The organism is Streptomyces sp. CB01881, from assembly GCF_002953255.1.
Classification (GTDB): domain Bacteria; phylum Actinomycetota; class Actinomycetes; order Streptomycetales; family Streptomycetaceae; genus Kitasatospora.
In genome coordinates this window covers 9,570,980-9,585,662 of sequence record NZ_CP026498.1, presented here as the reverse complement: position 1 = coordinate 9,585,662, position 14,683 = coordinate 9,570,980, and the positions used below count along the sequence as shown (strand labels likewise).

Below are 14,683 nucleotides of genomic sequence, written 5' to 3'. Positions count from 1 at the left end.
GAGCATCCCCCCGCCCGCCACAACGCCCCCACCGGCACCCCACCCGCACCCCTCAGTCCTCACGAAAGCCCAGGAGGCATCCGATGTCCGCTTTCACGAGAAGAACAGCCCTGCTCGCCGCCGCGGTCGCCCTGGCCACCACCGCGTCCGCGTGCAGCGGGTCCGGCGGCGCAGGCCCCGCCTCGGACGGCAAGGACGGCAAGGACGGCAAGGTCACCATCCGCTGGTCGACCTGGGGCTCGGCCGAGGACACCGCGGCCTTCAAGGCCTTCACCGACGACTTCACCAGGAAGCACCCGAACATCACCCTCAAGCTCGAACAGGTCTCCTCCTACGAGGACTACCACCCCAAGCTGCTCACCCAGCTCACCTCCGGGACCGCCCCCGACGTCGTCTACGTCGGCGACGACCACATCGGCAAGCTCGTCGCCGACGGCGTGCTCGCCCCGCTCGACGAGCAGCTCGCCGGGCCGCAGAGCCGCAGCAGGCCCGCCGACTTCTTCGAGGGCATCTACGGCGGTGCGAAGAAGGACGGCGTCACCTACGGCGTCCCGAACGACACCAACCCCGAGGTCCTCTGGTTCGACAAGAAGGCCCTGGCCGACGCCGGGATCACCGAGGACCCGGCCGTGCTGAACGAGTCAGGGCAGTGGACCATGGCCAAGTACCTGGAGATGAACGCGAAGCTCAAGGCCGCCGGCAAGTACGGCTCCATCTTCTGGAACTGGTACGGCGCCAACTACAGCGTGGTCAACGGCTTCGGCGGCAAGGTCTGGGACGGCGGCCGGTTCGTCGCGACGTCCGACCCGAAGACCCGGCAGGCGTTCAGGACCCTCGCCGACGGCTACCGGGACAAGACGTTCGCCTCCGCCGACCTGCTGCCCGAGGGCAACGGCGCGGCCACCCAGTTCATCAAGCACAAGGCCGGCTTCTACGCCGGCGGCCGCTGGGTGATCGAGAGCATCGACAAGGGCGGTGACCGCGGCGGCTACGACATCGTGCCGTTCCCCTCCGAGTCCGGCCGGCCGATCCCGGGTGCCGTCGCCGCCTCCTACCTGGCCGTCAACAAGAACACCAGGCACCCGAAGGAGGCGTTCACCTTCCTCACCGAGTTCGTCAGCAAGGAGGGCCAGCAGCTGCGGCTCAAGGGCGGCAGCGCCGTCCCGTCCGTCAAGGGCGCCGAGAACCTGGTGACCGACGGCAACTACCCGGCGCACGCGAAGACCTTCCTCGACCTGCGCGACCGGGGCTTCGCCAACTACCCCGACGAGGCCGCCGTCCCCGGCCTGACCAAGGCGATCAACGACCAGCTCATGAAGATCTGGGAGGGCAAGACCGGCTTCGACGAGGGCATGACCCAGCTCCAGGCCCTGGTCGACGGCATGAAGGGCAAGCAGGGGTGAGCGCCGTCACCCAGCCCGCGGCCCGGCGGGGCGGGCGCCGCGCCGCCGGCCGGGCCCCCGCGGCCCGCAGCGGCCCCGAGCCGCTCTGGCGCCGCCGTGACCGGCGGTGGGCCCTCGTCTTCCTCGCCCCCCAGCTGCTGGGCCTGCTGGTCTTCCTGGCCGGCCCGCTCGGCTTCGCCGTCGTGCTCTCCTTCATGCGCTGGGACGGCCTGGGCGACGCCACCTGGGTCGGCCTGGACAACTACCGCACCCAGCTGACCGACCCGGAGTTCGGCCGCGCGGTGTGGAACACCCTCAAGATCGGCCTGATCACCGTGCCGGGCGGGCTCGCCCTGGCCCTGCTGATCGCGCTCGCCCTCCACGGCGTGCGCGGCCGGACCGTCTACCGGGTCGTCTACTTCCTGCCCGTCGTGACCAGCTCGGTCGCGGTGTCGGTGATCTGGCAGATGATCCTCGGCGGCGGCGCCGACGGCATCCTCAACGGCACCGCGCACGACCTCTTCGGGGTCACCCTGCCCGACTGGCTGGCGGACCCGGACTGGGTCGTCCCCGCCATCGCGGTCGTGACGATCTGGTCCTCGCTCGGACTCAACGTCGTCATCTTCCTGGCCGGGCTCGCGACCATCCCGCCGAACCTGCTCGAAGCCGCGCGGATCGACGGCGCCGGCCCGTGGCAGACCCTGCGCTCGGTCACCCTGCCGCTGCTCTCGCCCACCGTCTTCTTCACGGTGGTGGTGTCGGTGATCAGCTCGTTCCAGGCCTTCGACCTCGTCTACGTCCTGGTCAACCCGGACCACAACGAAGGCGCCCAGACCATCGTCTACAAGGTCTACCAGCAGGGCTTCCGCGAGTTCCACTTCGGCCTGTCGAGCGCCGCCGCGCTGCTCCTGCTGCTGTTGACCCTCGTCGTCACGGCGGTCCAGTTCAAGGCGCAGAAGCGCCTCGTCCACTACGAGTCCTGAGGCGCCGCCATGACCGTACGGAGCACCACCACCCCCGGCCGCCTCCTCCTGCACGCCGGGCTCGCCCTCGGCGGCCTGCTCATGCTGTTCCCGTTCGTCTGGATGGTCCTGACCTCCTTCAAGGGGGTCGGACAGATGATCAACGACCCGCTGTCCTGGCTCCCCGCCCCCTGGCGCGCACGGAACTACCCCGACGTGCTCGACGAGGTCCCGATCGGGCGGGCGTACTGGAACAGCATGTACATCGCGGCGGTCACCGTCGCCGCCACCCTGTTCACCGGCGCCATGGCCGCCTACGCCTTCGCCCGGATCCCGTTCCGCGGCTCCGGGCCGCTGTTCGGCCTCTTCCTCGCCACCCAGATGGTCCCGGCCCAGGTCACCATCGTGCCGCTCTACATCATGCTGGCCAGGCTGCAACTGATCGACTCGCACCTGGCGCTGATCCTGCCGGCGGTCGCCAACCCCTTCGCCGTGTTCCTGCTGCGCCAGTTCATCCGGGCCGTGCCGGTCGAACTGGAGGAGGCGGCCCGGATCGACGGTGCGGGCCGCTGGACCGTCTTCTGGCGGATCATCCTGCCCAACATCCGCCCCGGCCTCTGGACGCTCGGCATCATCGTCTTCCTGGCCAGCTGGAACAGCTACTTCTTCCCGCTGGTGTTCCTGAACTCCTCGGAGCTGTTCACCGTCCCGCTGCTGCTCGACTCCTTCAACTCCCAGCGCGGCGGCGTCGACTACGGACTCACCGCCGCCCTGTCCGCGATGACCGTGGTGCCGATGCTCATCGCCTTCCTGGTCGGGCAGCGCAAGATCCTCAACAGCATGGCCTCCTCGGGCCTGGGAGGGCGCTGATGTCCGCACCGAGGCCCCCCGCGGGCCCGGTCGAACTCGACCTCGTCGAGCGGCCGTTCACCGAACGCGGCTCGCGCCTGCTGGTCACGGCCGGCCCCGACGGCCTGCGGGTCGCCCGGGCCGAGTACGAGACGCCGCTCGCCGCGACCACGGAACTCACCGCGCTGGTCGTGCGCGACCCCGCCGGACGCCCGCTGCCCGTCGTGCGGGCGACGCCCGCCGAGGTGGCCTTCGCGGGCGGGGTGTCGCTGCTGTTCGCCGACCACGAGACCCTGGTGCTCGCCGGGCGCGACGCGCGGGCCTCCTGGCGGCTGCCCGACGGGACGGAGCGGACGCTCGCGCTCGACGGCTGCCACGTCCTGGCCGGCCCGCCAGGGACGTGGTCGGCACCGGCCGTGCGGGCCGCCGCCGAGGCCCGCTGGACGGCGTGGTTCGACCGCCTGCCGCCCGTCCGGGCCGACCTCGCGGAGCGCGCCCGGATGGCCTGGTGGACGCTGGCCGTCAACCTGCTGCCGATCGCCGGCCGCGAGGGGCTCGTCCCGTCCAAGTACGGGTACGTCGGCGTCTGGAACTGGGACGCCCTCTTCCACGCCGTCGCCCTGCGCCACGCCTTCCCGGCGCTCGCCCGCGACCAGATCCTGCTCCTCCTCGACCACCAGCTCCCGGACGGCCGGCTCCCCGACGTCGTCCACGACCGCGGCGTGCTCGCCGACACCACCGACCTGCCGCGAGCGGACCACGAGCGCCTGGCCGGGCACGTCGGCAGCGCGAACGGCGCCCGGGCGAGCCGCGCGCCGGTGCCGGTCACCAAACCGCCGCTCGCCGCCTGGGCCGTCTGGAAGGTCCACGAGAGCGACCCGGACGTCCCGTTCCTCGCCGCCGTCTACCCGCGGCTCGTCCGCGCGCACGCATGGTGGTTCGCCGGCTCCGACCCGGACGGCGACGGCCTCCCCGAGTACCTGCACCCCTACTCGTCCGGCCTCGACGACAGCCCGGTCTGGGACTACGGCCCCCGCGCCGAGCCCCCCGACCTCAACTCCTACCTGGTCGTGGAGGCCGACCGCCTGGCCGACATCGCCCACGCCCTCGGCCGCCCCGCCGACGCAGCCCGCTGGCGCTCGCGCGCCGCCGCGCACGCCGGACTCCTGGTGGCCCGGCGCTGGGACGGCACCCGCTTCACCACGCTGTCGGCCGGCGCCCCCGTCCCCGTCCGCACCGCGCTCGACCTCATGCCGCTGTTCACCGGCCGGCTGCCCGCCGAGGTCGCCGGCGCCCTGGAGCGGACCCTGCGTTCCCCCGCCTACTGGGGCGAGCGCCCCGTTCCGACCGTGGCCTTCGACGACCCCGCCTTCGACCCGGACACGATGTGGCGGGGACCGGTCTGGCTCAACATCAACCACCTGCTCGTCGAGGGCCTGCGCCGTTCCGGCTTCCCGGACACGGCCGACGAGCTCCGCGACCGCACCCTCGCCATGGTCCGCGACGCGGGCGGCCTCTACGAGTACTGGAACCCCCTGACCGGCGCCCGCGCCCCCCGCGCCACCTCGGGCTTCGGCTGGTCGGCCGCCCTCTTCCTCGACCTCGCCATCCGGCCCACGGCCGACCGGCGATGATGTCCGGGGCCCCGTGATGCGGACGGCCCGCCCGGCCGCGTTCCCCACGACGGCGGACCGGTCCCGGGCCCGCGGCACGGCGCCGAAAAGGCCGACGGCTGCCCGGCGTCCCGGGCCGGGCGGCCGTGCAGCCGTCCAGTACGCGGTGGCGGTCGGAGCCCGACCGCCAGGGGGTCACGCGGTGGCGAGAGTGATCAGGCGGACGGCCGGGGCCGAGACCACCTGCACCGTCCCGGTGCCCGGCAGGCGCAGCTTGGCGAAGCCGCCCTGCAGGGCCACCAGCGCCCGGGGGACGGACGAGACCGCCGTGCCGTCCGCGTCCACCACCGTGTAGCCGGCGTTCAGTTCGACCGCCGCCTCGGCCCAGTCCTCGCTCATGCCTTCACCTCGGGGAAGTCCAGCTCCGGACGGGCCAGGTGGTTGTAGTAGTTGGAGAGCGTGTTGAGCGCCACGTGCGCCACCACCTCGCCGGCCTCCGCGTCCGTCACGCCGGCCGCGTCGATCAGCGCGCGGGTCTCGTCGCCGATCCGCCCGCGGGTGCGGATGAGTTCGCGGGCCAGCGCCAGCAGCGCCCGGGTGTGCGGGTCCGCGTCCGAGGCGTCGCGGGTGGCGAGCAGTTCCTCGTTGCTCAGTCCCATCGTGCCGCCGCGCAGCGAGTGGGCGCTGACGCAGTAGGTGCAGTCGTTCTCCTGGGCGACCAGGAGGGCGAGCTGCTCGCGCACCCTGGCCCGCAGCACGCCGCGGCCCAGCTGGTCGCGCATCGCCAGGTAGCCCTCCAGGGCGGCCGGCGCCTCGGCCATCGAGGCGTAGAGGTTCGGCACCCGCCCCAGTTGTTTCTGCACCCGGTCGAGCAACTCGCCCTTGTCCACGGATGTTTGCACGGCTTCCCCCGATGTGTGGCGCCCCCCGGAAACGGTACCGATCGGTACCGACAGCAAGACGGTACCGACCGGTGCCGTTTGGCGTCAAGGGCGGCCGGCCGCGCCCCGGCGGTCCGATGCGGAGGCGGCCCCGCAGGCGCGCGCCCGCCGGCGCCCCGAAGTTTGTATCGCTCTCTTGACTGGCGTCACCAGAGCGCCATACTGGCCTCACTCCCCGCTCGCCGAAGAGGTGCCGCCCCATGGAGCTCACACCCTCAGCGCATCTGGACACGTTCTGCCGCGACAACCTTCCGCCGCCCGACCAGTGGCCCGAACTCCTCTTCGAACTGCCCGAGCTGGCCTATCCCGACCGGCTCAACTGCGCGCACGCGCTGCTCGACGAGACGATCGAGCGCCTCGGCCCCGACCGGCGGTGCCTGCTCACTCCGACGGAGCAGTGGAGCTACGGCGAACTGCGCGAGAACGCGGACGCGGTGGCCCGGGTCCTGACCGAGGACCTCGACCTGGCCACCGGCAACCGGGTGCTGCTGCGCGGCCCCAACACCCCCTGGCTGGTGGCATGCTGGCTCGGGGTGCTGAAGGCGGGACTGGTGGCGGTCACCACCATGCCGCTGCTGCGGGCACCCGAGCTGACCGCGATGCACGAGATCAGCCTCCCGGTGGCGGCACTGTGCGACCACCGCAACCTGGCCGAGCTGGAACGGGCCGCCACGCCGGGCCTGACCGTCCTGGCCTACGGCGGCCCCGGACCGGACGACCTGACCGCCCGCTGCGCCGCCCGGCGCGGCCGCTTCACCGCCGTGCCCACCGCCGCCGACGACGTGGCGCTGATCGCCTTCACCTCCGGCACCACCGGCCGGCCCAAAGCCACCCTCCACTTCCACCGCGACGTCCTCGCCAACGCCGACACCTTCTCCCGGCACGTGCTGCGGCCCACCCCGGACGACCTCTTCGCCGGCACTCCGCCGCTCGCCTTCACCTTCGGCCTCGGCGGGCTGGTGGTCTTCCCGCTGCGGGCCGGCGCCGCCGCGCTGCTGCTGGAGCGGACCGGCCCGGAGGAGCTCGCCGAGCACGTCGCCCGGCACCGGGTCAGCATGCTGTTCACCGCGCCGACCGCCTACCGGGCGATCCTGGCCGCCGGGCTGGCCGGCCGGCTGGAGGGCGTCCGGCGCTGCGTCTCGGCCGGCGAGCACCTGCCGGTCTCCGTCTGGCAGGCCTTCCACGCGGCCACCGGGCAGCGGCTGGTCGACGGCATCGGGGCCACCGAGCTGCTGCACGTGTTCATCTCCGCCGCCGACGGCGACATCCGCCCCGGCGCGACCGGCCGGCCGGTCCCGGGCTACCGGGCCGCCGTGCTCGACGCGGACGGCGCGCCGGTGCCCGACGGCACCCCGGGCCTGCTCGCCGTCAAGGGCCCGACCGGGTGCCGCTACCTGCGCGACGAGCGCCAGGCCGGCTATGTGCGCAACGGCTGGAACCTCACCGGCGACACCTGTGTGCGCGACCGCGACGGCTACTTCTGGTACCAGGCGCGCACCGACGACATGATCGTCTCGGCCGGCTACAACATCGCCGGGCCCGAGGTCGAACAGGTGCTGGCCGGCCACCCGGACGTACTGGACAGCGCGGTGGTCGGCGCGCCCGACGAGCGGCGCGGCAGCGTGGTCAAGGCGTACGTGGTGCTGCGCGAGGGCGTGCCGGCCGGGCCGGAGACGGTCCGGGAACTCCAGGAGCACGTCAAACGGACGATCGCGCCGTACAAGTACCCGCGCGAGGTCGAGTTCGTCACCGAACTGCCGCGCACCGCCACCGGCAAGCTGCACCGGGCCGAGCTGCGCCGCCGGGCGGCCGCGCACCCGGCCAGCGTGGCGGTGGAGCGGCGGGTGGAGTGGTCGGACACCGACGCGGCCGGGCACTACCACTTCTCGGCGGTGCAGCGCTGGGTCGAGGCCGCCGAGGCGGTGCTGCTGCGCCGGCTCGGGCTGGCCGGGCTGTTCGGCCGGATCCCGCGGGTGCACTTCGAGGCCGACTACCGCGAACGCCTCTGGTTCGGCGACCAGGTCCGCACCGAGCTGCGGGTCCTGCGCGTCGGCGGCTCGTCGTTGCACTACGCCTTCGAGGTGCACGGGCCGCAGGGCCTGGCCGCCGCCGGGCGGATGTCCGTGGTGCACGCCGCCCCGCAGGCCAAGGGCACCGAACCCTGGCCCGCCGAGGTGCGCCGGGCGCTCGCCGAGTCCGGGCCGCAGCAGGCGGAGGGCTACCGGTGACCGGGGGAGCGGCGCCGGCGAGTGCCGCAGGAGGACCGGCGAGCGGCGCAGGGGTGCCGGCAGGCTCCGCGGCGCAGCGGGTCGCGGTGATCGGCGCCGGGCCCGGCGGACTCTACTTCGCCGCACTGGCCAAGAAGTTGGCGCCGCACCGGGAGATCACGGTGTGGGAGCGCGACGCCCGCGACGACGCGTTCGGCTTCGGCGTGGTCTTCTCGGACGAGACGCTGGACGGCATCGCCCAGGCCGACCCGCCGGTCTTCGCCGCGCTGTCCGCCGAGTTCGCCCGCTGGAGCGACATCGACGTCCGGTACGCCGGCCAGGTGCGCACCTGCGGCGGGCACGGCTTCGCGGCACTGGACCGCAACCGGCTGCGTGCGGTCCTGCAACAGCGCTGCGCCGAGCTGGGAGTGGACGTGCGCTACCGGACACCCGCGCCACCGGTCGCCCGGCTGGCGGCCGGGTACGACCTGGTGGTGGCCGCCGACGGCGTGCGCTCGGCGAGCCGGGCAGCCCTCGCGGAGGCCTTCCGGCCCGAACTGGACGAGCGGCACTGCCGCTACATCTGGCTCGCCACCGACAAGGTCTTCGAGGCCTTCACCTTCATCGTGGAGCAGTACGACTTCGGCGCCCTGCAGGTGCACGCCTATCCGTACAGCGACCGGCGTTCGACCTTCATCGTGGAGATGGCCGAGGAGGCGTGGCGCAAGGCGGGCTTCGAGGAGCCGGCCGGGCGGGAGCCGGGGCGCGGGCAGAGCGACCTGCCGAGCGTGCGGCGGTGCGAGCAGCTGCTCGCACCGCACCTGGACGGGCACCGGCTGATCCCCAACGCCTCGCGCTGGATCCGCTTCACCACCGTGCGCAACGCGAGCTGGCACCACCGCAACGTGGTGCTGCTCGGGGACGCCGCGCACACCGCCCACTTCTCGATCGGATCGGGCACCAAACTGGCCCTGGAGGACGCCCTCGCGCTGGCCGCCGCACTGCAGGAGACCCCGACGCTGGAAGGCGCTTTGGCGGCCTACGAGACCGAGCGGCGGCCGGTGGTGGAGTCCGCGCAGCGGGCGGCGCAGGCGAGCCTGGAGTGGTTCGAGACCGTCGGCCGGCACACCGGCCAGGGCGCCGAGCAGTTCGCCTTCAACCTGCTCACCCGCAGCCGCCGGGTCACCTACGGCAACCTGCGCGCCCGGGACGCCGCCTTCGTGGACGCCGTCGACGCGGCCTACGGCGGCGCTGCGGAGGACGAGGGGGGCGGCGATGCGGGCGGCGAGCCGGCGGGCCGCGGCTCGACGTCCGGCGACGTGACGTCCGGCGATGCGACCGCTGCCCGCACGGCCCCCGGCGGTACGGCCCCCGGCGGCGGCGGTGGCAGGGCGGGCGTTCCGCCGATGTTCCGGCCGCTGCGGCTGGGCCGGCTGTGGCTGCGCAACCGGATCGTGGTACCGCCGCTGGCCACCTTCACCGCCGTGGACGGGCTGCCCAGCGGCTTCGACCGGGCCCAGCTCGCCGCACAGGTCCTCGGCGGCGCCGGCCTGGTCTTCACCGGCATGACCGCGGTCAGCGCGCAGGGCCGGGCCACCGAGCGTTGCCCGGGCCTGTGGACGGACGCCCAGGAGGCGGCCTGGCGCTCGGTCGTGCGCGCGGTCCGCGAGCTGGGCGACACCCCGCTGGGTATCCAGCTGACACACGCCGGGCGGCGCGCGTCGAGCACCGTGCCCGGCCCGGACGGGATCGGGCGCCCCCTCGCGGACGGCTGGCCGACGCTGGCCGCCTCGCCGCTGCCCTGGGAGGCGGCGGGCCCGCCGCCGCGCCCGGCCGGTCCGGCGGAACTGGCCGGCGTGGCCGCCGACTTCGCGGCCGCCGCGGCCCGCGCCGACCGGGCCGGATTCGACGTGCTGGGGCTGCAGTTCGGCCACGGACACCTGGTCTCCGGGTTCCTCTCGCCGCTGACCAACCAGCGCACCGACCGCTACGGCGGCCCGCTGGAGCACCGGCTGCGGCTGGCCCTGGAGGTGCTCGCCGCGGTGCGGGCCGTCTGGCCGGCCGGCAAGCCGGTCGTGGTCCGGGTCTCGGCCGCCGACTGGGCGCCGGGCGGCACCACCGAGGCGGAGGCGGTGGCGATCTGCCGGGCACTGGCCGACGCGGGCGCGGACGCCCTGGACGTGTCCACCGGCGAGGTGGTCGCGCACCAGGAGGTGCCGTACGGGCGCGGCTACCAGGTGCCGTTCGCCGACCTGATCCGCCATGCGACCGGGATCCCGACCATCGCGGTCGGCGCGATCTCCGGCCACGACGACGCCAACTCCGTCCTGCTGGCCGGACGGGCGGACCTGGTCGCGGTCGGCCGGGCCCAGCTGTACGACCCGCTGTGGACGTTGCACGCCGCGGCCGAGCAGGGCTACACCGGCCCCGGGGCGCGCTGGCCGCAGCCCTGGCAGCCGGGCAGCCGCCGGCCGCCCGGGCCCGGCGCGGACCGGGTCGCGCCCCGGCTGCGGCTGCTGCCGGAGGCGGCCGCACCGGTGCACCGCCGCTGGCTGCCGCCGCACCGCCCGGACGCCGGCCCTCCTGACGCCGGCCCTCCTGACACCGGCCGTCCTGACGGCCCGCCGGGGCTGCCGCCGCACCGCCCGGACGAGCGGGACGGCCACAAGCCCACCGAAGCCGTGCCGAACTGGCCGAACTGAGGGAGGACCGGATGCCCCACCTGCCCCGCTTCACCGCCGCCGCCGTCCAGGCCGCCCCCGTCTACCTGGACCCGGACGCCACCGTCGACAAGGCCGTCGCCCTGATCACCGAGGCGGCCGAGCACGGCGCCGAACTCGTGGTCTTCCCCGAGGTCTTCGTGCCCGGCTACCCCTACTGGAACTGGACGATGAACCCCGTCCAGGGTTCGCCCTGGTTCGAACGCCTCTACCTGGCCTCGGTCGATGTCCCCGGCCCGCAGGTGGAGGCGCTGTGCGCGGCCGCCCGGCGGGCCGGCGTGGTCCTGGTGATCGGCGTCAACGAACGCGGCGGGCCCGGCCTGGGCACGCTGTACAACACGCTGCTCACCATCGGCCCGGACGGCCGGCTGCTCGGCGTGCACCGCAAGCTCGTGCCGACCTGGGCCGAGAAGCTGACCTGGGCCCCGGGTGACGGCAGCTCACTGGTGGTGCACCGCACGCCGGTCGGCCCGCTGGGAGCGCTCGCCTGCGGCGAGAACACCAACCCGCTGGCCCGCTTCACCCTGCTCGCGCAGGGCGAACTCGTCCACGCCGCAAGCTACATCGCGCTGCCGGTGGCGCCCGACGACTACGACATGGCGGAGGCCATCGCGCTGCGTGCGGCCGCGCACTGCTTCGAGGGCAAGGTGTTCACCGTGGTGTCCTGCTCGACGATCTCGCCCGAGATCATCGACCTGGTGGCCGGCGAGGACCAGCAGGTGCGCAAGCAGCTCGCCCGTCCGCGCGCCGCGCTCTCCGGCGTCTTCGGCCCGGACGGGCGCCCGGTCACCGAGCCGCTGGTCGACGAGGAGGGCATCGTCTACGCCGAGGTCGACCTCGCGCGATGCGTCCAGCCCAAGCAGATGCACGACATCGTCGGCCACTACAACCGGTTCGACGTCTTCCGGTTGCACGTCGACAACCGCCCGCACCGGCCCGTGCACCTCCCTGACGGCCACCGGCTTTACGGCCCCCGGCCCGACGGCCACCGGCCCTACCCCGTGCAGCAGAGCGGCACCCCACAGGAGGAAGTGTGAACGACTACGACGACACCCGGCTGGGCCGGGCCAGGGTCGGGGACAGCCCCGAACTCGCCGCCTACTACGAGGAGCTGGCCAAGCAGGAGGCGGGCGCGCTCTGGACGGTGGCGAACGAGATCGAACCCTGGTACCCGCAGCCCAAGTCCGTCCCGGTGCTCTGGCGCTACGCGGACCTGGCACCGCTGGTCCGCAAGGCGCTGCCGCTGGTCCGGGCGGACGACGCCGGACGCCGGGTGGTGATGCTGGTCAACCCCGGCCGGCGTGAACTGAGCGCGGCCGTCGGCCTGCTGTACACCGGCCTGCAGATCATGGGCCCGGGCGAGGCGATGACCGCCCATCGCCACCAGGCCGCCGCACTGCGCTTCGTCCACGAGGGCACCGGCGCCTGGACGATCGTGGACGGCCAGAAGCTCAAGGTCGGGCCGCGCGACTTCGCGATCACGCCCAACAACACCTGGCACGAGCACGGCAACGAGGCCTCGGACGAACCGGTGATCTGGCAGGACGGACTGGACATCCCGCTGGTCAACGCGCTCGACGCCGGCTTCTACGAAGTCCATCCCGAGCTCTACCAGCAGCCCGGCACGGTGGTGAACTCCTCGCTGCTCCGCTACGCAGGCACCCTGCTGCCGTACGGAGCCGAGCAGTGGAGCCGCCCTTACTCCCCCCTGCTCGGCTGGCCCTGGGAGCCCAGCTACGAGGCGCTGTGCCGGCTGGCCCGGACGGGCGAAGGGTCCCCGTACGACGGCGTGATCATGGAGTACGCCAATCCCGTCACCGGCGGCTCCGTGATGCCGACCATGAGCGCCCACCTGCAACTGCTGCGCCCGGGCCAGGCCACCCTGGCGCACCGGCACACCGGCTCGGTCGTCTACACCGCGGCCAAGGGCCGAGGCGTCTCGGTGATCGCCGGGCAGCGCTTCGCGTGGCAGCAGGGCGACATCTTCGTGGTCCCGTCCTGGGCCTGGCACGAGCACGCGAACTCCGACCCGGGCGAGGACGCCTGCCTCTTCTCGTTCAACGACTTCCCGGTGATGCGCTCGCTCGGCATGTACCGCGAGGAGGCCCACCCGGACAACGGCGGCCACCAGGCCGTCCTCTCGTAAGGAGCTTTCCGATGCACCTGCTCAGCTACCGCACCGGCGGCAGCGGCGCGCCGCGCCTCGGCGCGCGGACCGGCGAGCGCGTGGCCGACCTGGCGGCGCTCGCCACCGCCGCCGGCGCCGCTCTGCCCGGCGATCTGGCAGCGTTGATCCGGGCCGGCGAACCCGCCCTGGCCACCGCCCGCGCGCTGCTGGCCGCGGCACCGGCCGACGCGTGGCTGCCGCTCGCCGGGGTCACGCTCTGTGCGCCGCTGCGCCCCGGCAAGATCGTCGGAGTCGGCCTCAACTACGTCGAGCACGTCGAGGAGTCGCACCGCTCGCTCGACACCGAGCGCGAACTGCCCGACCGCCCGGTCCTGTTCGGCAAGCCGGCCACCGCCGTCACCGGACCCGGCGGGCCGATCCTGCACAACGCCGACCTGACCAAGCAGCTCGACTGGGAGTGCGAACTGGCCGTGGTGATCGGCCGTACCGCCCGCCGGGTCACCGAGGCCGACGCGCTGCGGCACGTCTTCGGCTACAGCATCGTCAACGACGTCAGCGCGCGCGACCAGCGCCGCTCCGGGCAGTGGTTCTTCTCCAAGGGCCAGGACTCCTACTGCCCGTTCGGGCCGGTCGTGGTCACCGCCGACGAGATCCCCGACCCGCAGAACCTCGGTCTCTCGCTCAAGGTCAACGGCGTGACCAAGCAGGACTCCAACACCCGACACATGCTCTTCGGCGTCGCCCGGCTGATCGCCGACATCTCCTCCGGCATGACCCTGGAGCCCGGCGACGTGATCGCCACCGGCTCGCCGTCCGGCGTCGGCGCCGGCCTGGTCCCGCCCCAGTTCCTGCAGCCCGGCGACCTGGTGGAGGCCACCGTCGAGCGGATCGGCACGCTCGCCAACCCGGTCGTCGACGCCCGCGGCTACGAGGCGGGCTACGAGGCCGACGACGAGGCCGACGACGAAGGGGCGGGCGCATGACCACCTACCGGATCGGCCAGATCGTCCCGAGCTCCAACGTCACCATGGAGACCGAGGTCCCGGCCCTGCTGCGGGCCAGGGAGAGGGTCGCCCCCGAGCGCTTCACCTTCCACTCCAGCCGGATGCGGATGACCAGGGTCACCCCCGAGCAACTGCGCGCGATGGACGCCGACTCGGACCGCTGTGCGCTCGAACTCTCCGACGCCCGGGTCGACGTGCTCGGCTACGCCTGCCTGGTGGCGGTCATGAGCACCGGGCCCGGCTACCACCGGGAGTCCGAACAGCGGCTGCACCGGCGCACCGTCGAGAACGGCGCACCGGCGCCGGTGGTGACCAGTGCCGGCGCCCTGGTGGCCGGGCTGCACGTCCTCGGGGCGAAGAAGGTCGCGCTGGTCGCGCCCTATCTGCGACCGCTCGCCCGGACGGTGGTGGACTACCTGGCGCACGAGGGCATCACGGTGACCGACCACGCGGCCCTGGAGATCCCCGACAACCTGGCGGTCGCCGCCCACGACCCGGCCCGGCTGCCCGGGATCGCCGCCCGCCTGGCGCACGCCGACGCGGACGCCGTGGTGCTCTCCGCCTGCGTGCAGATGCCCTCGCTGGCGGCCGTCGAGGAGGCCGAGCAGCAGCTCGGCAAGCCGGTGGTCTCCGCGGCGATCTGCACCGTCCACCAGCTGCTGCGCGCGCTCGGGCTGCCCGCCTTCGCTCCCGGGGCGGGGGCGTTGCTCTCCGGTGCCTACGCCGGGAGCACGTCACCGGTCCAGGGGCCGACGCCCGCCGCACCGGTGTCCCGGACACCGGCAGCCGTCCCGCAGCCGCCCGCCGCGCCGCCGTCCGGACCCCTTGGCTGCGCTCCGACAGTATGATCACGCCGGACGGCCGGCTGGAGCGGCCA

The 14,683-nt window shown here is 73.8% G+C and carries 12 protein-coding genes and 1 pseudogene; 11 read left to right on the top strand and 2 right to left on the bottom strand.

All coding sequences use genetic code 11. The features are described 5' to 3' along the window. Positions 1 to 83 precede the first annotated feature (83 nt). The 4 genes from C2142_RS31385 to C2142_RS31370 are packed head-to-tail and all read left to right on the top strand — an operon-like array spanning position 84 to position 4,827. A complete protein-coding gene (locus C2142_RS31385; protein ID WP_148646201.1) occupies positions 84 to 1,403 on the top strand; it encodes a sugar ABC transporter substrate-binding protein in 1,320 nt (439 codons plus the stop codon). Next, complete coding sequence (locus C2142_RS31380; protein WP_148646200.1) at positions 1,400 to 2,365, top strand: sugar ABC transporter permease; 966 nt, start codon at positions 1,400 to 1,402, stop codon at positions 2,363 to 2,365. The genes C2142_RS31385 and C2142_RS31380 overlap by 4 nt, the downstream gene beginning before the upstream one ends. Before the next feature lie 9 nt (positions 2,366 to 2,374). Then, positions 2,375 to 3,214 (top strand): carbohydrate ABC transporter permease, encoded by an 840-nt coding sequence (locus tag C2142_RS31375; RefSeq protein WP_148646199.1) that lies wholly within the window; start codon positions 2,375 to 2,377, stop codon positions 3,212 to 3,214. Next, the gene (locus tag C2142_RS31370; RefSeq protein WP_148646198.1) at positions 3,214 to 4,827 is read left to right on the top strand and encodes a glycogen debranching protein; all 1,614 of its coding nucleotides are present in this window, start codon (positions 3,214 to 3,216) and stop codon (positions 4,825 to 4,827) included. The genes C2142_RS31375 and C2142_RS31370 overlap by 1 nt, the downstream gene beginning before the upstream one ends. 174 nt (positions 4,828 to 5,001) lie before the next feature. On the opposite strand, the gene C2142_RS31365 is transcribed toward C2142_RS31370, so the two are convergent. Both C2142_RS31365 and C2142_RS31360 read right to left on the bottom strand, forming a co-directional pair. After that, positions 5,002 to 5,205 carry a hypothetical protein gene (locus tag C2142_RS31365; protein ID WP_148646197.1) on the bottom strand — a complete coding sequence of 68 codons (204 nt, stop codon included), beginning with the start codon at positions 5,203 to 5,205 and terminating at the stop codon, positions 5,002 to 5,004. Further along, a complete protein-coding gene (locus tag C2142_RS31360; protein WP_241002888.1) occupies positions 5,202 to 5,708 on the bottom strand; it encodes a carboxymuconolactone decarboxylase family protein in 507 nt (168 codons plus the stop codon). Before C2142_RS31360 ends, C2142_RS31365 begins: the two co-directional genes overlap by 4 nt. A 239-nt stretch (positions 5,709 to 5,947) precedes the next feature. On the opposite strand from C2142_RS31360, the pseudogene C2142_RS31355 reads away from it, so the two are divergent. The 7 genes and pseudogenes from C2142_RS31355 to C2142_RS31330 all read left to right on the top strand — a co-directional run. After that, positions 5,948 to 7,552, top strand: a pseudogene (locus C2142_RS31355) (AMP-binding protein); the annotation flags it as partial. Between the two features lie 21 nt (positions 7,553 to 7,573). Continuing rightward, positions 7,574 to 7,975, top strand: coding sequence for a thioesterase family protein (locus C2142_RS40635; RefSeq protein ID WP_241003306.1), 402 nt, complete (start codon positions 7,574 to 7,576; stop codon positions 7,973 to 7,975). Positions 7,976 to 8,028: 53 nt separating this feature from the next. Further along, on the top strand, positions 8,029 to 10,656 hold the full coding sequence (locus tag C2142_RS31350) for an FAD-dependent monooxygenase (RefSeq protein ID WP_148646195.1): 2,628 nt from the start codon (positions 8,029 to 8,031) through the stop codon (positions 10,654 to 10,656). 11 nt (positions 10,657 to 10,667) lie between these two features. Then, entirely contained in the window at positions 10,668 to 11,711 is a 1,044-nt protein-coding gene (locus C2142_RS31345; RefSeq protein ID WP_148646194.1) for a carbon-nitrogen hydrolase family protein, read from the top strand. Continuing rightward, positions 11,708 to 12,820, top strand: a complete 1,113-nt coding sequence (locus tag C2142_RS31340; RefSeq protein ID WP_148646193.1) for a cupin domain-containing protein — start codon at positions 11,708 to 11,710, stop codon at positions 12,818 to 12,820. The genes C2142_RS31345 and C2142_RS31340 overlap by 4 nt, the downstream gene beginning before the upstream one ends. Positions 12,821 to 12,831: 11 nt before the next feature. Continuing rightward, positions 12,832 to 13,785, top strand: a complete 954-nt coding sequence (locus C2142_RS31335; protein ID WP_148646192.1) for a fumarylacetoacetate hydrolase family protein — start codon at positions 12,832 to 12,834, stop codon at positions 13,783 to 13,785. Then, positions 13,782 to 14,654, top strand: a complete 873-nt coding sequence (locus C2142_RS31330) for an Asp/Glu racemase (RefSeq protein ID WP_277347284.1) — start codon at positions 13,782 to 13,784, stop codon at positions 14,652 to 14,654. Before C2142_RS31335 ends, C2142_RS31330 begins: the two co-directional genes overlap by 4 nt. The last annotated feature ends 29 nt before the right edge of the window (positions 14,655 to 14,683 follow it).